The 26,419-nt window shown below is 72.1% G+C and carries 29 protein-coding genes; 7 read left to right on the forward strand and 22 right to left on the reverse strand.

All coding sequences use genetic code 11. The features are described from left to right. Positions 1-47: 47 nt before the first annotated feature. The 7 genes from trpM to hisI form a co-directional block, all read right to left on the reverse strand. Entirely contained in the window at positions 48-263 is a 216-nt protein-coding gene (trpM, locus tag ABT070_RS00265) for a tryptophan biosynthesis modulator TrpM (RefSeq protein ID WP_351752469.1), read from the reverse strand. Between the two features lie 22 nt (positions 264-285). Continuing rightward, positions 286-1,095 carry an indole-3-glycerol phosphate synthase TrpC gene (gene trpC, locus ABT070_RS00270; RefSeq protein WP_351752472.1) on the reverse strand — a complete coding sequence of 270 codons (810 nt, stop codon included), beginning with the start codon at positions 1,093-1,095 and terminating at the stop codon, positions 286-288. Between the two features lie 149 nt (positions 1,096-1,244). Further along, positions 1,245-1,712 (reverse strand): DUF2752 domain-containing protein, encoded by a 468-nt coding sequence (locus ABT070_RS00275; RefSeq protein WP_351752475.1) that lies wholly within the window; start codon positions 1,710-1,712, stop codon positions 1,245-1,247. A gap of 100 nt (positions 1,713-1,812) precedes the next feature. After that, on the reverse strand, positions 1,813-2,076 hold the full coding sequence (locus ABT070_RS00280; RefSeq protein WP_351752478.1) for an HGxxPAAW family protein: 264 nt from the start codon (positions 2,074-2,076) through the stop codon (positions 1,813-1,815). Between the two features lie 167 nt (positions 2,077-2,243). After that, positions 2,244-2,894, reverse strand: a complete 651-nt coding sequence (locus ABT070_RS00285) for a TIGR02234 family membrane protein (protein ID WP_351752481.1) — start codon at positions 2,892-2,894, stop codon at positions 2,244-2,246. A 52-nt stretch (positions 2,895-2,946) separates the two neighbouring features. Next, the gene (locus tag ABT070_RS00290) at positions 2,947-4,467 is read right to left on the reverse strand and encodes an anthranilate synthase component I (RefSeq protein ID WP_351752484.1); all 1,521 of its coding nucleotides are present in this window, start codon (positions 4,465-4,467) and stop codon (positions 2,947-2,949) included. An 11-nt stretch (positions 4,468-4,478) separates the two neighbouring features. Next, positions 4,479-4,928: a phosphoribosyl-AMP cyclohydrolase gene (gene hisI, locus ABT070_RS00295; RefSeq protein ID WP_351752487.1), complete on the reverse strand. Its 450-nt coding sequence runs from the start codon at positions 4,926-4,928 to the stop codon at positions 4,479-4,481. Positions 4,929-5,010: 82 nt separating this feature from the next. On the opposite strand from hisI, the gene ABT070_RS00300 reads away from it, so the two are divergent. Together ABT070_RS00300 and ABT070_RS00305 are read left to right on the forward strand one after the other, a co-directional pair. After that, positions 5,011-5,646: a TIGR03085 family metal-binding protein gene (locus ABT070_RS00300; RefSeq protein ID WP_351752490.1), complete on the forward strand. Its 636-nt coding sequence runs from the start codon at positions 5,011-5,013 to the stop codon at positions 5,644-5,646. An 11-nt stretch (positions 5,647-5,657) separates the two neighbouring features. Next, positions 5,658-6,056, forward strand: coding sequence for a VOC family protein (locus ABT070_RS00305; protein ID WP_351752493.1), 399 nt, complete (start codon positions 5,658-5,660; stop codon positions 6,054-6,056). A 30-nt stretch (positions 6,057-6,086) separates the two neighbouring features. Here ABT070_RS00305 and ABT070_RS00310 read toward each other — a convergent pair whose 3' ends face one another. From ABT070_RS00310 to hisD, 10 genes are all read right to left on the reverse strand, one after another. Next, entirely contained in the window at positions 6,087-7,508 is a 1,422-nt protein-coding gene (locus ABT070_RS00310; protein ID WP_351752496.1) for an MFS transporter, read from the reverse strand. A 14-nt stretch (positions 7,509-7,522) separates the two neighbouring features. Beyond that, entirely contained in the window at positions 7,523-8,110 is a 588-nt protein-coding gene (locus ABT070_RS00315) for an ArsR/SmtB family transcription factor (protein WP_351752498.1), read from the reverse strand. Positions 8,111-8,235: 125 nt separating this feature from the next. After that, the gene (gene hisF / locus ABT070_RS00320; RefSeq protein WP_351752501.1) at positions 8,236-8,991 is read right to left on the reverse strand and encodes an imidazole glycerol phosphate synthase subunit HisF; all 756 of its coding nucleotides are present in this window, start codon (positions 8,989-8,991) and stop codon (positions 8,236-8,238) included. Beyond that, a complete protein-coding gene (locus ABT070_RS00325; RefSeq protein ID WP_351752504.1) occupies positions 8,988-9,386 on the reverse strand; it encodes a RidA family protein in 399 nt (132 codons plus the stop codon). The genes hisF and ABT070_RS00325 overlap by 4 nt, the downstream gene beginning before the upstream one ends. Further along, the gene (gene priA / locus ABT070_RS00330) at positions 9,383-10,108 is read right to left on the reverse strand and encodes a bifunctional 1-(5-phosphoribosyl)-5-((5-phosphoribosylamino)methylideneamino)imidazole-4-carboxamide isomerase/phosphoribosylanthranilate isomerase PriA (RefSeq protein WP_351752506.1); all 726 of its coding nucleotides are present in this window, start codon (positions 10,106-10,108) and stop codon (positions 9,383-9,385) included. Before priA ends, ABT070_RS00325 begins: the two co-directional genes overlap by 4 nt. Further along, positions 10,105-10,767, reverse strand: a complete 663-nt coding sequence (gene hisH, locus ABT070_RS00335) for an imidazole glycerol phosphate synthase subunit HisH (protein ID WP_351752509.1) — start codon at positions 10,765-10,767, stop codon at positions 10,105-10,107. Before hisH ends, priA begins: the two co-directional genes overlap by 4 nt. Further along, entirely contained in the window at positions 10,764-10,928 is a 165-nt protein-coding gene (locus ABT070_RS00340; RefSeq protein ID WP_351752511.1) for a CG2302 family histidine operon protein, read from the reverse strand. The genes hisH and ABT070_RS00340 overlap by 4 nt, the downstream gene beginning before the upstream one ends. A 4-nt stretch (positions 10,929-10,932) precedes the next feature. Continuing rightward, on the reverse strand, positions 10,933-11,526 hold the full coding sequence (gene hisB, locus ABT070_RS00345) for an imidazoleglycerol-phosphate dehydratase HisB (RefSeq protein ID WP_351752514.1): 594 nt from the start codon (positions 11,524-11,526) through the stop codon (positions 10,933-10,935). After that, the gene (locus ABT070_RS00350) at positions 11,523-12,662 is read right to left on the reverse strand and encodes a histidinol-phosphate transaminase (protein WP_351752516.1); all 1,140 of its coding nucleotides are present in this window, start codon (positions 12,660-12,662) and stop codon (positions 11,523-11,525) included. Before ABT070_RS00350 ends, hisB begins: the two co-directional genes overlap by 4 nt. Beyond that, positions 12,659-13,984: a histidinol dehydrogenase gene (hisD, locus tag ABT070_RS00355; RefSeq protein ID WP_351752519.1), complete on the reverse strand. Its 1,326-nt coding sequence runs from the start codon at positions 13,982-13,984 to the stop codon at positions 12,659-12,661. The genes ABT070_RS00350 and hisD overlap by 4 nt, the downstream gene beginning before the upstream one ends. A gap of 167 nt (positions 13,985-14,151) precedes the next feature. Here hisD and ABT070_RS00360 point away from each other — a divergent pair, with 167 nt between their 5' ends. From ABT070_RS00360 to ybaK, 4 genes are all read left to right on the forward strand, one after another. Further along, a complete protein-coding gene (locus ABT070_RS00360) occupies positions 14,152-15,741 on the forward strand; it encodes an oxidoreductase (protein ID WP_351752522.1) in 1,590 nt (529 codons plus the stop codon). 128 nt (positions 15,742-15,869) lie between these two features. Further along, complete coding sequence (locus tag ABT070_RS00365; protein WP_351752524.1) at positions 15,870-16,916, forward strand: hypothetical protein; 1,047 nt, start codon at positions 15,870-15,872, stop codon at positions 16,914-16,916. Between the two features lie 11 nt (positions 16,917-16,927). After that, entirely contained in the window at positions 16,928-17,668 is a 741-nt protein-coding gene (locus ABT070_RS00370) for an LON peptidase substrate-binding domain-containing protein (protein ID WP_054242891.1), read from the forward strand. An 8-nt stretch (positions 17,669-17,676) separates the two neighbouring features. Continuing rightward, positions 17,677-18,177, forward strand: a complete 501-nt coding sequence (ybaK, locus tag ABT070_RS00375) for a Cys-tRNA(Pro) deacylase (RefSeq protein ID WP_351752527.1) — start codon at positions 17,677-17,679, stop codon at positions 18,175-18,177. Between the two features lie 129 nt (positions 18,178-18,306). Here the strand turns inward: ybaK and ABT070_RS00380 are convergent, their stop codons facing one another. From ABT070_RS00380 to ABT070_RS00395, 4 genes are all read right to left on the reverse strand, one after another. Further along, a complete protein-coding gene (locus ABT070_RS00380; protein WP_351752530.1) occupies positions 18,307-18,996 on the reverse strand; it encodes a DUF2567 domain-containing protein in 690 nt (229 codons plus the stop codon). A gap of 34 nt (positions 18,997-19,030) precedes the next feature. Next, entirely contained in the window at positions 19,031-19,858 is an 828-nt protein-coding gene (locus ABT070_RS00385) for an ABC transporter permease (protein ID WP_351752532.1), read from the reverse strand. A 94-nt stretch (positions 19,859-19,952) separates the two neighbouring features. Beyond that, positions 19,953-20,927 (reverse strand): ABC transporter ATP-binding protein, encoded by a 975-nt coding sequence (locus ABT070_RS00390; protein ID WP_351752535.1) that lies wholly within the window; start codon positions 20,925-20,927, stop codon positions 19,953-19,955. 107 nt (positions 20,928-21,034) lie between these two features. Next, positions 21,035-22,258: an NYN domain-containing protein gene (locus ABT070_RS00395; protein WP_351752538.1), complete on the reverse strand. Its 1,224-nt coding sequence runs from the start codon at positions 22,256-22,258 to the stop codon at positions 21,035-21,037. 223 nt (positions 22,259-22,481) lie between these two features. On the opposite strand from ABT070_RS00395, the gene ABT070_RS00400 reads away from it, so the two are divergent. Beyond that, the gene (locus tag ABT070_RS00400) at positions 22,482-22,646 is read left to right on the forward strand and encodes a hypothetical protein (RefSeq protein WP_199825085.1); all 165 of its coding nucleotides are present in this window, start codon (positions 22,482-22,484) and stop codon (positions 22,644-22,646) included. A gap of 137 nt (positions 22,647-22,783) precedes the next feature. Here the strand turns inward: ABT070_RS00400 and dnaE are convergent, their stop codons facing one another. Then, positions 22,784-26,323: a DNA polymerase III subunit alpha gene (gene dnaE, locus ABT070_RS00405; protein WP_351752541.1), complete on the reverse strand. Its 3,540-nt coding sequence runs from the start codon at positions 26,321-26,323 to the stop codon at positions 22,784-22,786. Between the last annotated feature and the right edge of the window lie 96 nt (positions 26,324-26,419).

A 26,419-nucleotide genomic window follows, 5' to 3' on the forward strand; every position in this document is an offset into this window, starting at 1 on the left:
CACGGTGGGTGTGTGGTGGGCACCAGTCGCCGTGGGGGCAGGGATGATCAGTCGGCTGCGGGACCTTGACGGCCGGCCGCGCAGTTCCCCGCGCCCCTGACGGGGCGCTGCCATCGCATGCCGTTCACCTGGCCGGGCTCGTCCCCGATGACGTAGCGCACGCGCCTGCCGTGCACCCGGCGGGCGGGCGCGCGGCAGCCACGGGGGCGGCAGCCGCGCGCGAGGCGGGCGTACCTGTCCATGGCGGTCGTCGTGGGTGTCATCGGGGCCGATCCTACCGGGAGGTCAGCCGCGGCCGTGCCGGAGAGCGGGGTGCTCGCCCGCCGCCACCAGGTCGGCCACCGCCGTCTTCGGGTCGCGGCCCGTCACCAGGGACTCGCCGACCAGGACCGCGTCGGCGCCGGCGTTGGCGTACGCGATGAGGTCGTGCGGGCCCCGGACACCGGACTCGGCGACGCTGACGACGTGGGACGGGATCTCGGGGGCGATGCGCTCGAAGGTGCCCCGGTCGACCTCGAGGGTCTTCAGGTTGCGCGCGTTGACGCCGATCACCTTGGCGCCCGCGTCGACCGCGCGCTCCACCTCGTCCTCGTCGTGGACCTCCACGAGCGGGGTGAGGCCGATGGAGACGGCTCGCTCGATCAGCGACTCGAGGGCCGGCTGTTCGAGGGCGGCCACGATCAGCAGCGCGAGGTCGGCGCCGTACGCGCGGGCCTCCCACAGCTGGTACGAGGTGACGATGAAGTCCTTGCGCAGCACGGGGATGTCGACCCGCGCGCGGACCGCCTCGAGGTCGGCGAGGGAGCCGCCGAAGCGGCGCTGTTCGGTGAGGACGGAGATGACGGCCGCGCCGCCCGCCTCGTAGTCCGCGGCCAGTCCGGCCGGATCGGCGATGGCGGCCAGCGCGCCCTTGGACGGGCTGGAGCGCTTGACCTCGCAGATGACCTTGACGCCGTCGCCCCGGAGCGCGGCCACCCCGTCCTTGGCGGCGGGGGCCTTCGCCGCGCGCTCCTTGAGCTCGTCGAGGCTGACGCGCGCCTGCCGCTCCGCGAGGTCGGCACGGACTCCGTCGATGATCTCGTCGAGCACACTCACGCGAGCGGCCCCCTTCCAGCGGTGGAGAGACGGTGGACAGTTCCAGCGACCAGTAGAAAAGAGGTGGTCACTGCGATGGTATCCGGAGGAAGGCGAAGGCCTCACATCCGGTTGACGGCGGTCCCAATACCTGGACGTTCGCCCGTTGATCAAGGATGCAGCCAGCCACCGAACGGCAGGTTCCGGACAACCGTGAAGACCAGCAGGAACGCGCCCAGCGTCCACAGCTGCGCCGGGCCGGGTTCCAGGCGCGCGGGGCGTCCGCGCACCACACGGACCACCCAGACGGTCCACACCACCGCGAAGAGCGGATAGCCGACGGCGGCCAGTGCGTTGTCCTGCAGGGCGGCGGCGAAGTCCCCGTGCACGAAGGCGTGCGCGCTGCGCAGGCCCCCGCAGCCGGGGCAGTACAGGCCCGTGACGCGCAGCAGGGGGCAGACCGGGTAGTGGCCGGGCTCGTTGGGGTCGACGGTCCCGACGTACGCGAAGGCCCCGGCGACGGCCGTGAGGATCCCGGCGGGCACCACGAGTCGTCCGAGCACGGTTCCCGGGGGTGTCCGGGGCGTCCGGGGCGTCCGGGGTGTCACCCGCTGACTGTCGGCGTTCACGCCTCGCATTGTGCCCCGCCGGGGCGCCACGCGCGCGTGAGGGGCGGCCGGTGTGCACCGGCCGCCCCTCACGAGGTCCTGCGGAAGTCCTACCGAAGTCGTACGGGGCTCAGGCCTCGGCGCTCGCCGGCTCGCGGGTCGCGGTGGCCGTCGTCGTGACCTGGTGCACCGGGTGGGCGTCCTTCGGCATGCCGAGGCCCATCGCGCGCATGATGCCGCCGACGACACCACCGAGGGCCACGATCACCATGCCGGCCCAGAAGCCGAGCGGCTCGGCCATCACCATGAACGCGCCCGCGACGGTGAACCCGATGAAGACGATGGTGACGCCGGTCCAGGCGGCCGGGGTGTGTCCGTGGCTGCTGCCCGCCATGACTTGCTCCTCATTGCTGTCTCTGTGTCCGTCCGAGCCGGACGCTCGTCGTCCATTGTCCCGTACCCGCGGGCCCGGCGGACGCGGGGGTGGCCTCCGGTCGCGTCTGATTCACCACATCGGGAACCGCGCGGCCGGACGTGGACCGGGCTGCGCGCGCGGTCGGGTCAGGCGGGATCCGCGCCGGTCGGGTCCTCGCCCCGGTCCAGGGCCTTCCACATGTCCTCGGGCCGGTCCGGGTCTACGGGCTTGGCCGCGCGCCGGGGGCGCGGGGTGCCGTCGCGTTCGTAGCGGCCGGACATCGCGGGCCACAGGCGGCCGTAGCGCAGGGCGAGCAGGCCGGCCAGGAGGATCAGGGCGCCGCCCGCAGCCGCGGCGTAGGGCCAGGCGGTGTGGGCGAAGGAGGCGACGGTCGCCGAGGTGTCGCCGGAGGCGCGGGCGGCCTGCTCGTCGAGCGCGGAGCCGTCGGAGGCGCCGAGCAGGGAGGCGGCCGTGATGCCGGCGCCGGAGAGCGCGAGCAGCGCGGAGACCGCGAAGCGGCCGGTCCTGCGGACGGCGAAGACGGCGACGAGCGCGGCGAGGGCCGCTATGGCGAGCGCCGCGGGCACGCCCGTGACGTCGCTGCCCCTGGCGGTCAGCGGGAAGGCGCCGCCGGCCACCGTGGCCGTGCCCTCCGACCAGCGCTGCCGGGTGGACAGCAGGGTCACTGCCGAGCCCAGCGCGCCGAACAGCAGGGCGAGCGCGAGGCTCCGGCGGCCGGACCCGGCGGGGGCGGCGGCTTCGGATCGGGGGTGCGGAACGGCAGTCACGTACTCCACTATCGCCTGAACCCCGGGCGAACCGTCACCCGGGGTTCACGTGAGACGCGTCCTATTCTTCGAGATGTGTCCCGGCGGTCCGCCCGGAAGCGCCCTGTTTCGCCAGTCGGTTGGCGGTGTGGACGGCGCGCAGGACCGCCGCCGCCTTGTTGCGGCACTCCTGGTCCTCGGCGACCGGGTCGGAGTCGGCGACGATGCCCGCGCCGGCCTGCACGTAGGCGGTGCCGTCGCGCAGGAGGGCCGTACGGATGGCGATGGCGGTGTCGGAGTCGCCGGCGAAGTCCAGGTAGCCCACGCAGCCGCCGTACAGGCCGCGTCGAGACGGCTCCAGTTCGTCGATGATCTGCATGGCGCGCGGCTTGGGGGCGCCGGAGAGGGTGCCGGCGGGGAAGCAGGCGGTGAGGACGTCGAAGGCGGTGCGGCCCGCCGCGACCTTCCCGGTGACCGTCGAGACGATGTGCATCACGTGCGAGTACCGCTCGACGGACATGAAGTCGACGACCTCGACGGAGCCCGGTTCGCAGACCCGGCCCAGGTCGTTGCGGCCGAGGTCGACGAGCATCAGGTGCTCGGCGCGCTCCTTGGGGTCGGCCAGCAGTTCGTCGGCGAGGGCCTGGTCCTCCTGCGGGGTGGCCCCGCGGTGCCGGGTGCCGGCGATGGGGTGGACCATGGCGTGCCCGTCCTCGACCTTGACGAGGGCTTCCGGGGAGGAGCCCACGACGTCGAACCCGTCGAAGCGGAAGAGGTACATGTACGGGGACGGGTTCGTCGCCCGCAGCACCCGGTAGACGTCCAGCGCGCTCGCCGTGCACGTCGTCTCGAAGCGCTGGGAGGGGACGACCTGGAAGGCCTCGCCCGCGCGGATGCGCTCCTTGATGTCCTCGACGGCCCGCTGGAAGTCGGGGCCGCCCCACAGGGCGCTGTACTCGGGGAGTTCGGAGGGCGGGAGGACGGCCGGGGGCTGGGCCACCGGGCGGGAGAGGTCGGCCTCCATGGCGTCCAGCCGGGCCACCGCGTCCGTGTAGGCCTCGTCGACGCCCGTGTCGAGGTCGTTGTGGTTGATCGCGTTGGCGATCAGCAGGACGGAGCCCTCCCAGTGGTCCATGACGGCGAGGTCGCTGGTCAGGAGCATGGTCAGCTCGGGCAGCCGGAGGTCGTCGCGCTCACCGGGGCCGATCTTCTCCAGGCGGCGCACGATGTCGTAGCCGAGGTAGCCGACCATGCCGCCGGTGAAGGGCGGCAGGCCCTCCTCGTGGGGGGTGTGGAGGGTCTCGATGGTGGCGCGCAGGGCGGCGAGCGGGTCGCCGTCCCGCGGGACGCCCACGGGCGGGGTGCCGAGCCAGTGGGCCTGGCCGTCGAGCGCGGTGAGGGTGGCGGCGCTGCGGACGCCCACGAAGGAGTACCGGGACCAGGAGCGGCCGTTCTCCGCGGACTCCAGCAGAAAGGTGCCGGTGCGCTCGGCGGCGAGCTTGCGGTAGAGCGCGACCGGGGTGTCGCCGTCGGCGAGGAGCTTGCGGGTGACCGGAATGACGCGGCGGTCGCCGGCCAGCTTGCGGAAGGTCTCGAGGTCCATGGCGGCTGACCTTACTGATCCGTGGCGGGTACGCCGGAATCGGCGTTCTCGATCAGGACATCGGCGTCGAAGCAGGTGCGCGCGCCCGTGTGGCAGGCGGCTCCCACCTGGTCGACCTTGACGAGCACGGTGTCGGCGTCGCAGTCGAGGGCCACGGACCTGACCCACTGGAAGTGACCGGAGGTGTCGCCCTTGACCCAGTACTCCTGGCGGCTGCGCGACCAGTAGGTGCAGCGGCCGGTGGTGAGCGTGCGGTGCAGCGCCTCGTCGTCCATCCAGCCGAGCATGAGCACCTCACCGGTGTCGTACTGCTGGGCGATGGCGGGAACGAGCCCGTCGGCGCTGCGCTTGAGGCGCGCGGCGATCTCGGGGGCGAGGTGACCGGACGGGGAACCGTGGGGCGCAGCCTCTCGATCCGGGGCGGTGGTCGGGCGAGGGGCGGGCGGGGGCGTGCTGGTCATGCCTGCCATTGTGCCGTGCGCCACTGACAGTGACGGGCCATGTCCACTGGGCGGACCTTCCCCACGGTCGTAGGCTGACGGCATGTCGACTTTCGCCAAGCGTGAACGACTTCTTCTCGCCGACCTCCTGGAAACGGCGGGCCCCGAGGCCCCGACCCTGTGCGAGGGCTGGCAGACCCGGGATCTGGCCGCGCACGTGGTGGTGCGCGAGCGCCGCCCGGACGCCGCCGGGGGCATCCTGATCAAGCAGCTCGCGTCCCGCCTGGACAAGGTGATGGAGGAGTTCGCCGCCAAGCCGTACGAGGAGCTGATCCAGCTGATCCGCACGGGTCCGCCGCGCTTCTCGCCCTTCCAGCTCAAGCAGCTCGACGAGGCGTCCAACACGATCGAGTTCTACGTGCACACCGAGGACGTCCGCCGCGCCCGGCCCGAGTGGACACCGCGCGCGCTCGACCCGGTCTTCCAGGACGCCCTGTGGTCCCGCCTGGAGCGCACCGCCCGGCTGATGGGCCGCGGCACCCCGACCGGTCTGGTGCTGCGGCGCCCGGACGGCCGTACGGCGGTCGCCAACCGGGGCACGCCGGTCGTGACGGCCACCGGGGAGCCGTCGGAGCTGCTGCTGCTCCTGTACGGCCGGCAGAGCGCCGCCGAGGTGGAGCTGGACGGCGAGAAGGAGGCGATCGCCCGGCTGCACGGCGGCAAACAGCTCGGGATCTGAGAGGACCGCACATGATCAAGGTCGCCATGACGAGCGTGTACGTCGACGACGTCACGAAGGCCCACGCGTTCTACACCGAGGTCCTGGGGTTCGAGACCCGGCTGCACATGGATCTCGGCGAGGGCACGCTGTTCGTCACCGTGGGCGCGGCGGAGGGGGCCCAGCGGGATCTCCAGCTGCTGCTGGAGCCCGGCCAGGGCCCCATCGCGGAGCCGTACCGGGCGGCCCTGCGGGAGGCGGGGCTGCCGTGCATCGTCTTCTCGGTCGACGACCTCGATGCGGAGTACGAGCGGCTGCGGCGGCTGGGTGTGCGCTTCACCCATCCCCCGCAGGACCAGGGCCCGGTCGTCGCGGCCGTCCTGGACGACACGGTGGGCAACCTGGTGCAGCTGGCTCAGCCGAAGGGGTGAGCGGGTGAAGTCGTGAAGGGGTGAAGGGGGTCAGCGGGGCAGTTCGGCGCGGCGCAGGTGCCGGAAGCACAGGATCACCACGCCTCCGAGCCCGCAGACCGTCGCGCTGACGACGAAGACCGGGCCGGTGCCCCAGACGCCGATGGCGGCGGCGGACAACGGCATGCCGAGGGGCGCGATTCCGAGGCTCACCAGACTGGCGACGGCGGTGACGCGGCCCAGGTAGGCGGGGTCCGACCAGGTCTGCAGCAGGGCCGCGCACAGGGCGCCGCTGAGGCCGGCGAGCAGCCCGACCAGGACGGCGGTGCCGACGGCCGCGAGGACGCCCGGCGCGTAGGCGAGGGCGCCGATCGCGACGGAGCCCGCGAGGATCGCGTAGGCCGCGACCTGCCCGGCGTGCGGCACGCGACCGCGCACGGCCAGCAGCAGGGAGGCGGCACCGGCGCCGGCGCCGAACCCGGCGAGCGTCCAGCCCATCCCCGAGGCGCCCCAGCCGCGTTCGTCGGCGAGCAGGGCCAGTCCCACGTTGAGCGGTCCGACGAAGCCGAGGTCGCCGAGCGCGATGACCAGCATCAGCGGGCCGAGGACCCGGTGACCGCGGACGTAGCGCAGACCGCCCACCAGATCCCGCCAGGCGGTACCGCCACGGGCCGCCGACCCGCCGGACGGACCGGGAGACCCGACGGCCACGGACTCCTCCTCGGCGGACGGCCCGCGCGACCCGACGCCCGCCGCCCGATCGCCGGACAACTCCCCCTTCCCGACGGCCCCCGCCCTGACTCCGGCGGCCCCCGCCGTGTCCCCGGCGGGCGGCTCGCTCGGCGTGTCGTCCGTCGGCAGCTCCCGCATGCGTACGGACACCAGCAGCGGTACGGACACGGCGATCAGCACCGCGGCCAGTCCGAAGGCGGTCGCCGCGCCGCCCAGTGCCACGCCGAGGCCGCCGAGCGGGGCTCCGACCACGCTCGCCAGCCGGGCCCCGAGGCCCCGCATGCCCTGCACGCGCGCGAGCTGGCTCCGGCCGGTCACGCGCGCGGGGAGGGCGCCCACGGCCGGTACGAACACGGCGTCGACCGTGCCGAAGGCCACGGCGAGCGCCGCCAGTGGCCACAGCCCGGGCTCGGTGGAGAAGCACAGGACGGCCACGGTGAGGACGGCCGCGCAGCGCACGGCGTCACTGCCGATGACCACCCGGCGCGGCCCGAACCGGTCGGCGATCACTCCCCCGCCCAGCATCAGCAGCGCCCGCGGCACGGCGCTCACCGTCATCACCAGGCCCGCCTGCGCGGGGGAACCGGCTCGTACGGCCGCCCAGGACAGCGCGAGGTAGTAGACGTTGTCGCCGATCATCGAGGCCGTGTAGGCGGCGAGCCAGCGCAGGACGTTGCCGTCGCGATGGGCGGGGCGCTCGGCGTCGGCCCGTGCGGGTGCGACGGGCGCGGTGACGGTCACGGAGGTGTTCTCCCTCAGGTGCGGAACGGGAATCCGTACACGTGCAGCGCGACGTTCTCCCGCCCTTCGGTGTCGCCGGCGGCGTCGGCGGCCCGGCCCTTCTCGTCGTACTTCCTGGCGAGAGCCAGCAGTTCCTCGCCCAGTTCGGCCAGTTCGGCCGCGGTCAGGCGCAGGAGGGACTCGTTGTCGGGGGCAGCCGTGTTCCACTCGGGCCGCCAGGTGGGCCGTTCGTCGAGGTACCGGCGGTACATGTCGGCCCGCTGCTCATGGAAGAGCCGGGTGGCCGCCAGGTGGGCCGCCGCGCGCTCGGGTGCGTCCCGGAAGTCCTTGTCGCGGATGCTCACGCCGTCCGAGGAAGGCTGCCACCAGCGTTCCCGACCGTCCGCACTCTGCGTCCCGGCCTCCTCGATGAGGCCGTGCTCGGCGAGTTTGCGCAGGTGGTAGCTGACCAGGGAGACGGCCTCGTCCACCTGGTCGGCCAGCTGCGAGGCGGTGGCCTTCCGGGCCACGCACAGTCCCCGGTACAGCTGCATGCGCAGCGGGTGGGCCAGGGCCTTCAGTGTGCCCAGGTCCGTGATGGGCCGGTTCTCTTCGCGCGCCATGGCTCCAGCGTAGATACAAAAGAAAAGTTGCACAATAAATTTTGCGCAACTTGTCTTTCACAACTCCGGAAGCAAGAGCCCCGGCACCCCTCGGGCGACCGGGGCTCGCGCCGCGTCCGACGGCGTCACCTCACCGGGTGGCCCGCCCCTCGCAGCGCGTCCTTGACCTGGCCGATCCGCAGATCGCCGAAGTGGAACACCGACGCGGCGAGCACCGCGTCCGCGCCCGCCCCGACGGCCGGCGCGAAGTCGGCGAGCTTGCCGGCGCCGCCGGAGGCGATCACCGGGACCGTCACGTGCTTGCGGACGGCGGCGATCATCTCCAGGTCGTAGCCGTCCTTCGTGCCGTCCGCGTCCATCGAGTTGAGCAGGATCTCGCCCGCGCCCAGCTCCGCCGCGCGGTGCGCCCATTCGACGGCGTCGAGGCCCGTGCCCCGGCGGCCGCCGTGGGTCGTCACCTCGAAGGTGCCCTCGGGGGTCCGGCGGGCGTCCACCGAGAGCACGAGCACCTGACTGCCGAACCGCTCGGCGATCTCCTTGATCAGCTCCGGGCGGGCGATGGCCGCCGTGTTGACGCCCACCTTGTCCGCGCCGGCCCGCAGCAGCTTGTCGACGTCCTCGGGGGCGCGCACCCCGCCGCCGACGGTCAGCGGGATGAAGACCTGCTCGGCGGTGCGGCGCACCACGTCGTAGGTCGTCTCGCGGTTGCCCGACGAGGCGGTGATGTCCAGGAACGTCAGCTCGTCGGCGCCCTCGGCGTCGTACACCTTGGCCATCTCGACGGGGTCGCCCGCGTCGCGCAGGTTCTGGAAGTTGACGCCCTTGACGACCCGGCCGTTGTCCACGTCCAGGCAGGGGATGACTCGTACGGCAAGGGTCATGCCGAGGACCCTCCTCGATAGGCCTCCACCTCGACCTCGACGACCAGGCTGGGGTCCACGAGGCCGGAGACGATGAGCATGGACGCGGCGGGCCGGACGGAGTCGAACAGCTCCTTGTGGGCACGTCCGACCTCGTCCACGTCCCGCGCGTGGGTGAGGTACAGGCGGGTGCGCACGACGTCGTCGCGCCCGAGGCCCAGCTGCTCCAGCGCCGCGAACGCGACGTTGAAGGCGTTGACCGTCTGCTCGTACGGACCGCCGCCGGCGATCTCGCCGTCCACGATCGACGTGCAGCCGGAGACCAGCACCAGGCCGTTAGGCAGCTCCACCGCGCGGGAGTACCCGAAGGTGTCCTCCCAGGGCGCGCCGGTCGTCACGCGTCGGACCTCGCTCACTGGGCGACCGCCTCCAGCGCCTCTTCCAGGGTGAACGCCTCGGCGTACAGGGCCTTGCCGACGATGGAGCCCTCGACGCCGAGGGGCACCAGTTCCGCGATGGCCCGCAGGTCGTCGAGGGAGGACACTCCGCCCGACGCCACGACCGGCCGGTCCGTCACGGCGCAGACGTTCCTCAGCAGCTCCAGGTTCGGGCCCTGGAGCGTGCCGTCCTTGGCGATGTCGGTGACGACGTAGCGCGCGCAGCCCTCCTTGTCGAGACGGGCCAGCGTCTCGTAGAGGTCGCCGCCGTCGCGGGTCCAGCCGCGGCCGCGCAGCGTCGTGCCCCGTACGTCCAGGCCGACCGCGATCTTGTCACCGTGCTCGGCGATGACCTTGGCGACCCACTCGGGGGTCTCCAGGGCGGCCGTGCCCAGGTTCACCCGGGTGCAGCCGGTGGCCAGGGCGGCGGCGAGGGTGTCGTCGTCGCGGATGCCGCCGGACAGCTCCACCTTGATGTCCATCGCGCCCGCGACCTCGGCGATCAGCGCGCGGTTGTCGCCGGTGCCGAACGCGGCGTCCAGGTCGACCAGGTGCAGCCACTCGGCGCCCGCGCGCTGCCAGGCGAGGGCGGCCTCGAGCGGGGAGCCGTAGGAGGTCTCGGTGCCCGACTCGCCGTGCACGAGGCGGACGGCCTGGCCGTCGCGGACGTCGACGGCGGGGAGGAGTTCGAGCTTGCTCACAGTGTTCCGATCCAGTTGGTGAGGAGCTGGGCTCCGGCGTCGCCGGACTTCTCGGGGTGGAACTGCGTAGCCCACAGGGCGCCGTTCTCCACGGCGGCCACGAACGGCTTGCCGTGCGTCGACCAGGTCACCTTCGGCGCCCGCAGCAGCGGGTTGTGCACGTCGAGGGACCAGTCCTGCACGGCGTAGGAGTGCACGAAGTAGAAACGCGCGTCCGCGTCCAGTCCGGCGAACAGCTCGGAGTCGGCCGGAGCGTCGACGGTGTTCCAGCCCATGTGGGGCACGATCTCGGCCTGGAGCGGCTCGACCGCGCCGGGCCACTCGTCGAGGCCCTCGGTCTCCACGCCGTGCTCGATGCCCCGGGCGAACAGGATCTGCATGCCGACGCAGATGCCCATCACCGGGCGCCCGCCGGACAGCCTGCGGCCGATGATCCAGTCGCCGCGGGCCTCCTTCAGGCCCCGCATGCAGGCGGCGAAGGCGCCGACGCCCGGCACCAGCAGCCCGTCGGCGTTCATGGCCGTGTCGAAGTCACGCGTGATCTCGACGTCGGCCCCGCTGCGCGCGAGGGCCCGCTCGGCGGAACGGACGTTGCCGAAGCCGTAGTCGAAGACGACGACCTTCTTCGGGCTTCTCGAGCTGTTCGGGGCGCTGCTCAATTCCACACCTCCAGCCGCACGACGCCGGCGACGAGGCACATCGCGGCGCCGATCGACAGCAGCACGATCAGGCTCTTCGGCATCTGTTGCTTGACGAAGGAGTAGATGCCGCCGGCCAGGAAGAGGCCGACGACGATCAGGACGGTCGACAGTCCGCTCATGGCTCTACAGGGCGCCCTTCGTGGAGGGGAGGATGCCGACCGCGCGCGGGTCGCGCTCGGAGGCGTAGCGCAGGGCCCGGGCCAGCGCCTTGAACTGGCACTCCACGATGTGGTGCGCGTTGCGTCCGTAGGGCACGTGCACGTGCAGCGCGATCTGCGCCTGGGCGACGAACGACTCCAGGATGTGCCGGGTCATCGTGGTGTCGTACTCGCCGATCATCGGCGCCATCTTCTCGGGCTCGGTGTGCACGAGGTACGGCCGGCCGGAGAGGTCGACGGTGACCTGGGCGAGGGACTCGTCCAGCGGGACCGTGCAGTTGCCGAAGCGGTAGATGCCCACCTTGTCGCCGAGGGCCTGCTTGAAGGCGGCGCCGAGCGCGAGGGCGGTGTCCTCGATGGTGTGGTGGGAGTCGATGTGCAGGTCGCCGTCGGTCTTCACGGTCAGGTCGAACAGACCGTGCCGGCCGAGCTGGTCCAGCATGTGGTCGTAGAAGCCGACGCCGGTCGACACCTCGACCTTGCCGGTGCCGTCGAGGTTGATCTCGACGAGGACCGACGTCTCCTTCGTCGTACGCTCTACACGTCCTACGCGGTTCATGCGCTCTGCTCCTTCGGGGGCGTGGGGGTGCCCCCCACAAAACACTTCAACTCACGGACCGCGTCGAGGAACGCGTCGTTCTCTTCGGGGGTTCCGGCGGTGACCCGCAGCCGGCCCGGCACACCGTTGTCCCGGACGAGGACCCCGCGGTCGAGGATCTGCTGCCAGACCTCGTGGGCGTCCGCGAACCGTCCGAACTGCACGAAGTTGGCGTCGGACGCCGTGACCTCGTAGCCGATCGCGAGCAGTTCGCTCACCAGCCGGTCCCGCTCCGACTTGAGCTGCTCGACGTACTTCAGCAGCGTCTCGGTGTGCTCCAGGGCGGCCAGCGCGGTCGCCTGGGTGACGGCCGACAGGTGGTAGGGCAGCCGGACGAGCTGGACGGCGTCCACGACCGCCGGGTGCGCGGCGAGGTAGCCGAGGCGCAGGCCGGCCGCGCCGAAGGCCTTCGACATGGTGCGCGAGACGACGAGATTCGGCCGACCTTCGAGCAGCGGCAGCAGTGAGTCGCCGTGGCTGAACTCGATGTACGCCTCGTCCACGACCACCATCGACGGCTTGGCGGCCTGCGCGGCCTCGTACAGCGCGAGGACCGTCTCGGCCGGGACCGCGGTGCCGGTGGGGTTGTTGGGGGTGGTGACGAAGACGACGTCGGGCCGGTGCTCGGCGATGGCCCGCTCGGCCGCCGCCAGGTCGATGGTGAAGTCCTCGTTGCGGGGGCCGGCGGTCCAGCCGGTTCCCGTGCCGCGCGCGATGAGCCCGTGCATCGAGTACGACGGCTCGAAGCCGATCGCGGTACGGCCCGGGCCGCCGAAGGTCTGGAGCAGCTGCTGGATGACCTCGTTGGAGCCGTTGGCGGCCCACACGTTCGCCGGGCCGACCGCGTACCCGGAGGTGTCCGTCAGGTACTCGGCGAGCCGGGTGCGCAGCTCGACGGCGTCCCGGTCGGGGTAGCGGTTGAGGTTGCGTGCCGCCTCGCGCACCCGCTCCGCGATCCGCTCGACGAGCGGCTCGGGCAGCGGGTAGGGGTTCTCGTTGGTGTTCAGCCGTACGGGGACGTCCAACTGGGGCGCGCCGTAGGGGGACTTGCCGCGCAGCTCGTCCCGTACGGGGAGATCGTCGATTCCGAAGCTCACTTGCTCGTCGGTACCTTCCAGTCGAACCGCGCCTTGATCGCCGCGCCGTGCGCGGGCAGGTCCTCCGCCTCCGCCAGCGTCACCACGTGGTGCGCGACCTCGGCCAGCGCGTCCCGCGTGTAGTCGACGATGTGGATGCCCCGGAGGAACGACTGCACGGACAGCCCGGAGGAGTGGCAGGCGCAGCCGCCCGTCGGCAGCACGTGGTTGGACCCGGCCGCGTAGTCGCCCAGGGACACCGGCGCCCAGGGGCCGACGAAGATCGCGCCCGCGTTCCTCACCCGGTCGGCCACGGCGGCGGCGTCGGCCGTCTGGATCTCCAGGTGCTCGGCGCCGTACGCGTCGACCACCCGCAGGCCCTCCTCGACGCCGTCGACCAGCACGATCGCCGACTGCCGGCCGGCGAGCGCCGGGACGATCCGGTCCTCGACGTGCTTGGTGGCCGCGACCTGCGGTTCCAGTTCCTTCGCGACCGCGTCCGCCAGTTCGACGGAGTCGGTGACCAGGACGGCGGCCGCCAGCGGATCGTGTTCGGCCTGGCTGATCAGGTCGGCGGCGACGTGGACGGCGTCGGCGGTGGAGTCCGCGAGGACGGCGATCTCGGTCGGACCCGCCTCGGCGTCGATCCCGATCTTGCCGGCGAAGTAGCGCTTGGCGGCGGCGACCCAGATGTTGCCGGGGCCGGTGACCATGTTGGCGGGCGCGCAGGACTCGGTGCCGTACGCGAACATCGCGACGGCGGTCGCGCCACCGGCCGCGTACACCTCGTCGACGCCGAGCAGGGCGCACGCGGCGAGGATCGTCGGGTGGGGCAGGCCGTCGAACTCGGCCTGCGCCGGGGAGGCGAGCGCGATCGACTGCACGCCGGCCTCCTGGGCCGGGACCACGTTCATGATCACGGAGGAGGGGTAGACCGACCGGCCGCCGGGCGCGTACAGCCCGACCCGGTCGACCGGCACCCACTTCTCGGTCACGGACCCGCCGGGCACGACCTGGGTCGTGTGCGTCGTACGGCGCTGCTCGCGGTGGACGAGGCGGGCGCGGCGGATGGACTCCTCGAGGGCGGCGCGGACGGCCGGGTCGAGCCGCTCCAGCGCCTCGGCGACGGCCCGCGCCGGCACGCGCACGGATTCCAGCCGCACCCCGTCGAACTTCTCGGCGAAGTCGATCAGCGCCGCGTCGCCCCGATGATGCACGGCCTCGCAGATCGGACGCACCTTCTCGAGGGCGGCCGAGACGTCGAAGTCAGCTCGGGGCAGCAGGTCGCGCAGGGCGGGTCCCTCGGGGAGGGCGTCGCCGCGCAGATCGATTCGGGAGATCACGCCGTCAATTCTCTCAGACCGGGATCGGGCGTCGTCCGCGCGTATCAATGGCTGATACAGAACCCGGCCGGGATCCGGAGGATCACCTTCACGTCTAGCGTTCGGGGGGTCACTCACCGAGCATGAACAGCTGTGCGAATTCGCGGGTGACGAAGGGGGTGAATGGTGTGACCGAGGGGGCGGCCATCCGTACCGGAAACGACCCGGGAGATCTGCCGGACGACCTGACCGCCGCCGAGGCCGGCATGTGGCAGGCCTTCCGCAACGGCAGCGTGTACGACCTGAGCAGCGGGGACACGGTCGTCGACGACCCGCACGGCGGGCATCCGTGGGGGGAGTCGCGGACCGTGCGGGCGCGGATCGTCGCCTGGCTGCTGCTGGCCGGGCCGCCCGCGCTGGCCGGCCGGGTCGCCTCGCTGAAGCTGGCGGGCGTGCAGATCAGCGGCACCCTGGACCTCGCGGGCGGCACGGTGGTGCCCTACCTGGAGATGAAGCGCTGCCGGTTCGAGCGGGAGGTGCTGCTGCCGGAGGCGCGGTTCACCACCCTGCGAATGGTGGACTGCTCGGTGCCGCGCCTGGAGGCGGCCCGGGTGCACACCGAGGGCGATCTGCACCTGCCCCGCTGCCGCTTCCACAACGGCGTCCGCCTCACCGACGCGCACATCGGCACCGACCTGCTGCTCAACCAGGCGATCGTCTACCGCGACCGCAGCGGCCGCTCGATCGCCGCCGACGGCATGACGGTCGGCCAGGACCTCCAGGCCGAGCTGCTCGAATCGCACGGCGAGCTGAGCCTGCGCAGCGCCAAGATCGGCGTGTCGCTGAGCCTGCGCGGGGCGCGGCTGGCCAACCCGTACACGCGGCTCGCGCTGAACGCGCCCCAGCTGACGGTGGAGCGCTCGCTGTACCTGACCCCGGCCGGCGTCGGCGGCCAGGCGCTCAGCGGCACGACACCCGCGCGCGGGACCCGCATCCAGCGCTTCGAGTGCCGGGGCGGGGTGCGTCTGGACGACGGACGGTTCGGCGACGCCGTGGACCTGGAGCGGGCCCGGTTCGTGTTCACGGAGGACCAGGAGCTGTCGCTGCGCCGGGTGCAGACGCCCGAGCTGCGCTTCCTCGGGGAACGGCCGCCGCGCGGCAGGGTGGTGCTGTCGGGCGCCCGGGTGATCAACCTGGTCGACCGGGCGAGCGCCTGGCCGGGCCCCGGCAGTGTGCACATGGGCGGTTTCGCCTACGAGAACCTGGTGCCGCAGGGCCCGTTCCCGCTGGCCGAACGGCTGCGCTGGGTGTCCGCCGCGACCGCCGAGTACGCCCCGGAGCCGTACGAACGGCTGGCCGCCGTGCTGCGGACCGGCGGGGAGGACGAGGACGCCCGCGAGGTGCTGCTGGCCAAGCAGCGGCGGCGCCGCGAGACCCTGCCGCCGGCCGCGAAGCTCTGGGGCTACGTCCAGGACTGGACGGTCGCCTACGGGTACCGGCCGGGCCGCGCCGCGGTGTGGATGGCGGTGCTGTGGGCGGCGAGTTCGCTGGCCTTCGCGCACGCCGCGCATCCGCCCGTCCACCGGGACGGGCACCCGCCCTGGAACCCCGCCCTCTTCGCCCTCGACCTGCTGCTGCCGGTCATCGACCTCGGGCAGGTCGGCGAGTGGCAGCTGCGGGGCGGCTGGCAGTGGCTGTCGTCGGCGCTGATCCTGCTCGGCTGGATCCTGGCGACGACGGTGGCGGCGGGGGCCACGCGACTGCTGCGCAGGGGATGACCGGCGGCGGCGAACGGCTCACCGACAGTCGCCGAACCGTCACCTTTTACCGCCCCTTGACCGTACCGTGTACAACTTTCGTGAAGGTCTCCGAACCCTCTGGCGCAATGTGAACCTGCGGCTTTTCAATGGTCGGCACCATGGCTCTGCTGCCCCCGTTCATCCGCGCCTCCCGGACATCCCGGGCGGCACGGAACGCCGCCGCCCCCCACAGCGCCGCCGGGCTCCCCGCCGACGACGAGGTGCTCCTCGACGTGCCCGACGACCGGCTCGGTCCTGCCCTGGTCGCCGCCGGCCTGGGCGCCTACGCGCCGGCCGCCCAGCTCATGGCCCGGACCCGGGAACGGGCCGAGTGGGAGTACCGCGACCGGTACGCGACCCGGCTGGCGTCCTTCGCGCACTCCCGGTCGGAGTGGTTCGAGGAGTGGTGCGCCGCCGCCCCGCGCGACCCGGACGTGCTGCTCGTCACCGCCCAGCTCGCGGTGTACCGGGCCTGGCACTCACCGGCCCGGGCCGAGCTGCTGCGCGAGGTGAGCCCGCTGATCACGGCCGCCGCGCAGAGCGACGTCCGCGACCCGGTGCCGTGGCGGATCGCCCTGGACCACGCGCGTGGCACACGTGCCGGGCACAAGTACTTCGGCGAGCTGTGGTCGGCCGCGGTCCGGCGCGCCCCGCACCACTACGGCTGCCATGTCGCCGCCAAGCGCTATCTGGCCGAGTCGTGGCACGGCTCCCACCGGGAGTGCTTCGACTTCGCCGACCGGGCCGCGCAGGACGCGCCGGCCGGCTCCCTCGTCCAGGCGCTGCCGATGCGGGCCGCCTTCGCGTACCTGACCGACGGCTGCGGGCCCGAGGTGCCGCGCGAGCGACTGGACGCGGCGGCCGACCGCGCCATCGCGCTCTCCGCCCGTTTCCCCTCCGTCGACCCGTGGCCGGCCGAGATCCGCAATGTGCTGACGTACGTCCTGGTCCGCCTGGACCGCCGCGACGAGGCCCTCGCGCAACTGCGCCTGATCGGCCCGTACGCCACGTCCTTCCCCTGGGGCCGGCTGTCGGACGACCCGCTCGGCCACTTCCTGGCCGTACGCGAGGAAGTGCGTTCCGGACCCTCCGAGCGGCCCCCCTGGCATCCGGGGACCGGGCACGGCGAACGAGCCCACCCCGCGGACCACTAGGCTTCTGCGTCGTGACCACCGTCCGTCTGCCGCTCTTCCCGCTGAACTCGGCGTTGTTCCCGGGGCTCGTGCTCCCGCTCAACGTCTTCGAGGAGCGCTATCGCGCCATGATGCGCGACCTGTTGAAGACCCCCGAGGACGAATCGCGCCGGTTCGCCGTCGTGGCCATCCGCGACGGCCATGAGGTGGCCCCCAGCTCCCACGGCCTGCCCGACCAGACCGCGCTGCCCGAGCGCGGCCCCGCGGCCGGCTTCGGCGACGCCCCGCTCAAGGCGTTCCACGACGTCGGCTGCGTGGCCGACGCGGCGACGATCCGCGAGCGCGCCGACGGCACCTTCGAGGTACTGGCGACGGGCACGACCCGCGTGAAGCTGCTGTCGGTGGACGCGTCGGGCCCGTTCCTGACCGCCGAACTGCAGGAACTGCCCGAGGACCCGGGCGACGAGGCGGGCGCCCTCGCGGAGGGCGTACTGCGCGCCTTCCGCCAGTACCAGAAGCGCCTGGCGGGCGCCCGGGAACGCTCACTGACCACCGGCGCGGATCTCCCGGACGACCCGTCGGTGGTGTCGTACCTGGTGGCGGCCGCGATGATGCTGGACACCCCGACCAAGCAGCGCCTGCTCCAGGCCCCCGACACGGCCTCCCGCCTGCGGGACGAGCTGAAGCTGCTGCGCGCGGAGACGGCGATCATCCGCAGCCTGCCCTCGCTGCCCGCGTCGGACCTGACGCGCGGCCCGACGAGTCTCAACTGAAGGCCCGCATGGCGAAGAAGCCGAAGAAGCAGCAGTCCGCGGGCACACCCGCGACGGTGGCCCTGACGGCGGCGGGCGTGGACTTCACGGTCCACGCCTACGACCACGACCCGAGCCACCCGTCCTACGGCGAGGAGGCGGCCGAGGCGATGGGCGTCTCCCCCGACCGGGTCTTCAAGACCCTGGTCGCGGACGTGGACGGCGCCCTGACGGTGGCCGTGGTCCCGGTGGCCGGCTCCCTGGACCTGAAGGCCCTGGCGTCGGCGGTGGGCGGAAAAAGGGCGGCGATGGCCGACCCCACCCTCGCGGAACGCACCACGGGCTACGTCCGGGGCGGCATCTCCCCCCTGGGCCAGCGCAAGAGGCTCCCCACGGTCCTGGACGCCTCGGCCTCCGCCCACGCCACGATCTGCGTCTCGGCGGGCCGCAGAGGCCTCGAGGTGGAACTCGCCCCGACGGACCTGGCCGGCCTCACAGGAGCGGTCCTGTCCGAGATCGCCCGCGCCTGAACAGCAACCTGAACAGCCCGTCCGGCGTTCGAGGACGAGGCCCGTTCGGGGCCGGAAGCGGGGGTCCGGGGGCGCGGCCCCCAGGGTCGGGACGGGAAGGGACGGCGGGCGGGGGCGAGAAAAGCCCCGCTAGCCCATCGGCGCCCCGTACCCGTCCTTCGGCATCCCCGCGTACGCCTGATACGGATCGGGGTCCCGAGGCCCGAACAGCGCCGTGAGCCCCAGATGCACCAGCGCCGCGGCGAACGACCACGCCAGCAACGCCCCCTTGGCCCCGAGCTTCAGCGGAGCCGAGAACGTGGCCCCCTTGCCCGCCGACTGCGCGTGCGCGAGCACATCGGACTCGGGACCCAGCCACACCCCCAGCCGCCACGCCAGCAACGACCCGAGGAATCCCCCGACGGCGAGGGCGATCACCAGCGGCACTCCGCCACGGCGCCGCCACAGGAACACGGCAGCCGCGCTCACGGCCCCGCACGCCAGGGCCAGCAGCGTGAACGTCCCGTCCACGCCGATCGCCTGCTCCCCCTCGGTGTCCTTGAAGTAGACGACCCAGTTGCCGTCCACCAGTTCACCGACGAGCGGTACCTTCGGCGCCAGCCACACCCACAGCAGCCCGAGCAGCGCCCCGGCGAGCGCGACCGCCACCGTGATCACGGCGGCCTCCCGCAGTTCGGTCTTCATGCCGGGCCCGTCCTGTCCGTACGCGACGTCATGGGGCGCGGCGGCCACCCCCGCGTACCCGCCGGGCGACGGCGGCCAGGCCGCGTGCGGAGAGGGTTCGTGCGGCGGCGGAGGAGGAGTCAGCGGTGCGGTCACCCTGCCATCGTGCCAGGCGCGCCTGTGCCGCGCGTCACCGGACGGCGGCTCGGCGGTACGCCCAGGTGGCGACGGCCAGCGAAACGACGCCGACACCGGCGCACACGGCGAGGTCGCCGAGGACGAACGCCCAGTCGGGACTGGCCCGGAAGGTCCGGGCGAACGCCTCGACCCCGTACGTCGACGGCAGCAGATCGCGGGCGAACCGCACCGCCTCCGGCATCCGGTCCGGCGGCAGCACGCCCAGCAGCAGCGCCGCCGACATGCCGAGCTGCCCCAGCACGGTGGCCAGCTCCGGCCGCGGCGCGAGCAGCCCGAAGGCCGCGCCGAGCCCGGACAACGCGGCACCGGCCAGCGGGATCACGGCGACGAGCACCCACAGATGGGTGAAGGGCAGCCCGAACAGCACGCATCCGAAGACCGCGGTCACCAGGGTCCCCGGCACGGTGAAGGACGCGTACGCCCCCGCCGCCCCGAGCACCACGGCCGCAGGCGGCACCGGGAGGGTCGCGTAGTGGTCCAGGCCGCCGCTCGCCCGCAGCTGTCCGAAGTACTGCGCGAGCAGGTTCAGCGCGACGAACGCGACGACGAGGACCGCGGAGCCCGCCACCACGGCCTCCGCCTCGCGGCCCCCGTCCACCACGCCGCGCATCATGATCAGGATGCCGACCGACTGGAAGGTCGCCACGAACAGCAGCGGGATGCGCGCCACGCGGGCCCGGGACAGCTGCGCCCGGTACACGGCCACCAGCGAAGGCCACAGCCGCGCGCGGGGGGCCAGCTCGGCGGCGGCGGCGCGGGGCACGGTCTGTGTGACGGCCCGGGCGCTTCCCGGCAGAACCTCGGCGGGTACGACACTCACGTGACGTTGCTCCTCTTCCCTACGGTTCCCCTACCGTCCCATACGGGCCCGGAGGCTCGCGCGCTCACCTCGGCGCCCCGCGCTCTCGCCGCCCTCATGCCCGCACCAGCCCCTGCCGTGCGGCCCCGCCCAGCGCCAGATAGACGTCCTCCAGGCTCGGTGTGGCCAGCGTGAAGTCGTCGAGGGCGGCGAAGGCGGCTCCTCCGGTGACGGTGGCGACGACCGCGCGGGCCTCGTCGGGCGCCAGCCGCAGGGTCCAGCGGCGGCCCGACTCCACGGCCCGCTCGCGCAGCGCGGCGACCTCGGGGACGTCCAGCGGCGCCCGCTCCCGCCACACCAGTTCGACCCGCACCTCGTCGGCGACCTGTTCCTTGAGCCCGGTGGGGGTGTCGCAGGCGATGACCCGGCCCTGGTCGAGGACGGCGACCCGGTCGAGGACGGTCTCCGCCTCGATGACGTTGTGGGTGACGAGCAGCACGGTCGTCCCGCGTTCGGCCCGCCGCCGGTCCACGGAGGCCCACACGGCCCGCCGGGCCACCGGGTCCATTCCGGTGGTCGGTTCGTCCAGCACGAGCAGGGGCCGCTCCCCCACCAGCACCGACGCGAAGCAGGCCAGCCGCCGCTGGCCGCCGGACAGCTTGCGCAGCGGCCGTCCGGCGATCGGGGTGAGACCCAGCTCGTCGAGGACGGCGTCCCGCTCCCGGCGCGCCGCGCGCACGTCGAGGCCGCGCAGCCGTCCGGTGGTCTCGGCGGCCAGCGAGACGGTGAGTTCGTCGAGGGCGGTGGACTCCTGCCCGAGGTAGGCGAGGATCCGCGCGGCCCGCTCGGGGTGGCGCACGATGTCGTGGCCGAGGATCTCCACGCTGCCCGTGTCGGGCCGCATCAGCCCGGTCATCTGCCGTACGAGGGTGGTCTTCCCGGCGCCGTTCGGCCCGAGCAGCCCGAAGATCTCACCGCGCCGGATGTCCAGGCGTACGTCGTCGGTGGCCCGGACCTCGGGTGTCGCGGGAGTGCCGCGCCGGCCGCGGACCGCCCGATAGGTCTTGGTCAGCCCGCGCACGGCACACACGACCTCGTCCCTGTGCCGAATGGGCGGTGCCGCGCGCGTACTCACAAGGGACGAGACTACGGGGTCACGGACCGCCGTTCGCCGTCGGGGCGTCGCGGACGGAGGGTTCAGTCCCCGGCCGGAGCGTGCTCGGCGGCCGTCCGTACGTCGATCTCGCGCCAGAATCCCGCCCGGATGGCGTACCGGTCGTGTTCGTCGATCTGGTCGTCCTTGTGGGCGAGCAGTCCGAAGCGGGCCGCGTACCTCAGCAGCTCGCCGTCGATGCGGTGCGGGATCCGCGGGTACATGCCCGACAGCTTCTGGAGCTGGCCCTGCTCGCCGAGGCGACCCATCCACCGGCGCGCGAAGACCTGCCCCACCTCGTACGGGTCGCCGCCGACGGTGGTGATGTCCTCCTCGCGGTCGGCCCACCGCTGCTCGGCCGTGGTGAGCTGTGCGAGCGTCGGCATCGCGGCGACCTCGGAGGGCTCGGCGGCGATCCCGGGGCGGTCGACCCAGCCCTTGTCGGAGGACCAGCGCAGGGTCGCGGTGGTGGGGTGCTGGACGGTCTGGGCGCCGGGTGCGCGCAGGGCGGCCAGGTCCTTGGGGGTCGGCACGCCCCCCTTCGGGGCGGGGACGCGCTCCTCGGAGCCGTTCTCGGAGGCGCCGACGGCGGAGGGGTGCCCGCTCTCCTCGACGGTCCGCTCGGCGGGGCGGGCGAGGCCGGAGTCGGGCAGCGGCGCGGAGAGGATCGCGGCGATCTCGGGCCGGGGCACGGGCGGCGGCGCGCAGGTCCCGCCGAGCTCCTTCGCGCGTACGGCCTTGGTGATCCAGGTACGGTCCAGGACCCGCCGTTCGTCGGCCTCGGCGACCAGGTCCTCCGACTGGTTGTAGTCGCCGTCGGCGGCCTGGACGGCCCACAGGTGGACGGCGACGCCGTGCTCCTTGGCGGCCATCATGCCGGGCAGCAGATCGCCGTCGCCGGTGACGAGGACGACGTCGGAGCAGGCGCGGTTACGGGCCAGCTCGGTCAGCTCGGCGTGCATGGCGGCGTCGACGCCCTTCTGCGCCCAGCGGCCGTCGCTGCGGGTCAGCGCGCCCAGCCGGACGGTCACCCGGGGCATCACGCGCAGTCGGCGGTGTTCGGGCTGGGGAACGCGGTCGGGGGCGCCGTCGAACCAGTAGATGCGCAGCAGTGGCCGCTCGGTCTCGGACTCGGCCTGTTCGCGCAGTCCCTGGACGAGTGCGGAGTGGTCGACGGTGATCCTCGATCGCGAGGGCTCTCCGGCGAGGAGGCTGGCGGCGGCCCCCAGCAGATACCCGGCGTCCACCAGGACGATGCAGCGGTCCACACGACTCACCCTCTTTCCCGGAGGTTTGCTTCGGGCTTTCTTCGAGTCTGCCCGACCACGCGGAGGTTAACGGCCGGAACTCGATCTTCGGCGTGGCGTTTCGGGGGCTTGCGCTCCGACAACCCCTGTTACAGACGGTAATTATCCGAAATGCGTCGTAAGTCAGCCTATGTGAGTCTGGTCCCGTCGATGGCCCCCAGATCCTCCCAGGAGGCAGATCACCATGGCCAAGAACAAGAAGCAGGAACGTAAACAGCCGCAGTCCGAGCGCGGCCGGCAGGCGGCCCAGCAGTCCTCGATGGAGTCGCAGGCCGAGCAGCGCATCGCACAGGTGACGCCCGCCGATGTCGCCCGCAAGGGCCGGCAGAAGCGATTCGGCCACAACTGACATCCGGGCGACGGGCCGTTGCGGCTCGGACGCACCGAGGGGCGCATCCGGTACCGGATGCGCCCCTCGTACGTGTCCTCCCCGACTTCCCCCGTCGTCTCCCGACTTCCCCCGTCGCCCCCGGTGCCCGGCCGCGCTCAGCCGGCCAGACAGGACGGGCCGAGCAGCACCTTCAGATCACCGAACAGCGCGGGGTCGGGCTTGACCCGGTGCCGGTCCAGGCGCAGGACGGTCGTCTTGGTCGGGCCCTGGAGCCTGATCCGGACCTCGCTGTCCCCCCGGTGGTGGGTGAGGATCTCGCCGAGGCGGTTGATCATCGGCGGGGTGACCCGGGTGGCCGGGATGGTGAGGATCACGGGGGCGTTGGTGCCCGCGTTCGACAGGTCGGGGACCTGGAGCTCCATGGCGACGAGCCGCGGCACGTCCTCCCGCTTGTCGAGGCGGCCCTTGACGAAGACGACGGCGTCCTCGACGAGTTGGGTCGAGACGAGCTGGTAGGTCGCCGGGAAGAACATGCACTCGATGGAGCCCGCGAGGTCCTCCACGGTGGCGATCGCCCAGGCGTTGCCCTGCTTGGTCATCTTCCGCTGGAGACCGGAGATGATGCCGCCGATGGTGACGACCGCGCCGTCCGCGTGCTCGCCTCCGGTGAGCTGGGCGATGCCCGCGTCGGCCTTGTCGGACAGCACGTGCTCCAGGCCGAAGAGCGGGTGGTCGGAGACGTACAGACCGAGCATCTCCCGCTCCTGGGCGAGCAGATACGTCTTCTCCCACTCGTCGGTCGTGAACTCGACGTCGAGTCCGAAACCGGGCTCGCTCGTCTCCTCCTCGCCCATGCCGCCGAAGAGGTCGAACTGGCCCTCGGCCTCCTTGCGCTTGACCGCGACCACGTTGTCGATCATCGGCTCGAAGTGCGCGGTGAGGCCCTTGCGGGTGTGCCCCAGGGTGTCGAACGCGCCCGCCTTGATCAGCGACTCCGTGGTGCGCTTGTTGCACGCGACCGCCTCGACCTTGTCGAGGTAGTCGGGGAACGAGCCGTACTTGCCCTTGGCCTTGCGGCTCCTGATGATCGACTCCACCACGTTCGTGCCGACGTTGCGCACGGCCTCGAGGCCGAAGAGGATCACGTCGTCGCCCTGCGCGGCGAAGTTGTGCACCGACTCGTTGACGTTCGGCGGGAGCACCTTGATGCCCATGCGCCGGCACTCGTTGAGGTAGACGGCCGACTTGTCCTTGTCGTCCTTGACCGACGTGAGCAGTCCGGCCATGTACTCGGCGGGGTGGTTCGCCTTCAGGTAGGCGGTCCAGTACGAGACCAGGCCGTACGCGGCGGAGTGCGCCTTGTTGAAGGCGTAGCCGGCGAAGGGGACCAGCACGTCCCACAGGGCCTGGATCGCCTCGTCGCTGTAGCCGTTCTTCTTGGCGCCCGCCTGGAAGATGGTGAAGTTCTTCGCCAGCTCGTCGGGCTTCTTCTTGCCCATCACGCGGCGGAGGATGTCGGCCTCGCCGAGCGAGTACCCGGCGATGATCTGGGCGGCCTTCTGCACCTGCTCCTGGTAGACGATCAGGCCGTAGGTGACGGCCAGGACCTCTTCGAGCGGCTCCTCGAGCTCCTTGTGGATCGGGGTGATCTCCTGGAGCTTGTTCTTGCGCAGCGCGTAGTTGGTGTGCGAGTCCATGCCCATCGGGCCGGGACGGTAGAGCGCGGAGACGGCGGAGATGTCTTCGAAGTTGTCGGGCTTCATCAGGCGCAGCAGCGAGCGCATCGGGCCGCCGTCGAACTGGAAGACGCCGAGGGTCTCGCCGCGCTGGAGGAGTTCGAAGGTCGTCGGATCGTCGAGCGGCAGGGCCAGCAGGTCGAGATCGATGCCCTTGTTGGACTTCACCATCTTGACGGCGTCGTCCATGATCGTCAGGTTGCGCAGGCCGAGGAAGTCCATCTTCAGCAGGCCGAGCGACTCGCACTGCGGGTAGTCCCACTGGGTGATGGTCACGCCGTCCGTGTGCCGCACCCAGATGGGGGCGTGGTCGACGATCGGCTCGCTGGACATGATCACGCCGGCCGCGTGCACACCCATCTGCCGGACCAGGCCCTCGACGCCCTTGGCGGTGTCGATGACCTTCTTGACGTCCGGCTCGTTCTCGTACATCGCGCGGATCTCGCCCGCCTCGCTGTAGCGCGGGTGCGAGGGGTCGGTGATGCCGTTGAGGTCGATGCCCTTGCCCAGGACGTCGGCGGGCATGGCCTTGGTGAGGCGGTCGCCCATCGCGTACGGGTAGCCCAGCACGCGCGCGGAGTCCTTGATGGCGTTCTTCGCCTTGATCTTGCCGTAGGTGCCGATCATGGCGACCTTGTCGGCGCCGTACTTCTCCGTCACGTACCGGATCACCTCGACGCGCCTGCGCTCGTCGAAGTCGATGTCGACATCGGGCATGGAGACGCGCTCGGGGTTGAGGAACCGCTCGAAGATCAGGCCGTGCGGGATGGGGTCGAGGTCGGTGATGCCCATCGCGTAGGCGACGATCGAGCCGGCCGCGGAACCACGCCCCGGACCGACCGCGATGCCCTGGTTCTTGGCCCACATGATGAAGTCGGCGACGACGAGGAAGTAGCCCGGGAACCCCATCTGGATGATGACGTCCATCTCGTACTCGACCTGCTTCTGCCGGTCCTCGGGGACGCCGCCCGGGAAGCGGCGGTCCATCCCCAGCCGGACCTCCTCCTTGAACCAGGTGACCTCGGTGAAGCCGTCGGGGATGTCGAACTTCGGCATGAGGTTCCGCGCCTCGAACATGCCGGTGGTGTCGATCTGCTCGGCCACCAGGAGGGTGTTGGCGCACCCCTCCTGCCAGGCGTCCGAGGAGTCGATGGCGTACATCTCGTCCGTGGACTTCAGGTAGTAGCCGGTGCCGTCGAAGCGGAAGCGGTCCGGGTCGGAGAGGTTCTTGCCGGTCTGGATGCACAGCAGCGCGTCGTGCGCGACCGACTCGTGCGCGTACGTGTAGTGCGAGTCGTTGGTGACCAGCGGCGGGATGCCGAGCTTCTTGCCGATCTCCAGGAGGCCGTCGCGGACCCGGTGCTCGATCTCGATGCCGTGGTCCATCAGCTCCAGGAAGTAGCGGTCCTTGCCGAAGATGTCCTGGTACTCGGAGGCCGCCTTCAGCGCCTCGTCGAACTGCCCGAGGCGCAGCCGGGTCTGGAGCTCACCGGAGGGGCAGCCGGTGGAGGCGATCAGCCCCTCGGACCACTGGGAGATCGTCTCCTTGTCCATCCGGGGCCACTTCTGCAGCCAGCCCTCGGCGTACGCGTCCGAGGAGAGCCGGAAGAGGTTGTGCAGGCCGGTCGCGTTGGCCGCCCAGATCGTCTTGTGGGTGTAGCCGCCGGAACCGGAGACGTCGTCGCGCTTCTGGTGCGGCTGGCCCCACTGGATCTTGCGCTTGTTGCGCCGCGACTCGGGGGCGACATACGCCTCGATCCCGATGATCGGGGTGACTCCGGCCTTCTTCGCGGTGTGGAAGAAGTCGTACGCCCCGTGCAGGTTGCCGTGGTCGGACATGGCGATATGGGTCATGCCCATCTCGTTGCACGCGTCGAACATGTCCTTCAGCCGCGCGGCACCGTCCAGCAGCGAGTACTGGGTGTGGACGTGCAGGTGCGTGAACGGCGGCTTTGACACGGCTGCGGCCTCCAGGGGAAACAAAGGGTGACGGGTGTCCCACGGGTTGCGGGCGGTCCGGGGGACAGCGTCGAAGTCTATGCCTCGCGACTGACA

Origin of the sequence: Streptomyces sp. NPDC002884 (genome assembly GCF_040295245.1) — a bacterium.
In the GTDB taxonomy this organism is placed as follows: domain Bacteria; phylum Actinomycetota; class Actinomycetes; order Streptomycetales; family Streptomycetaceae; genus Streptomyces.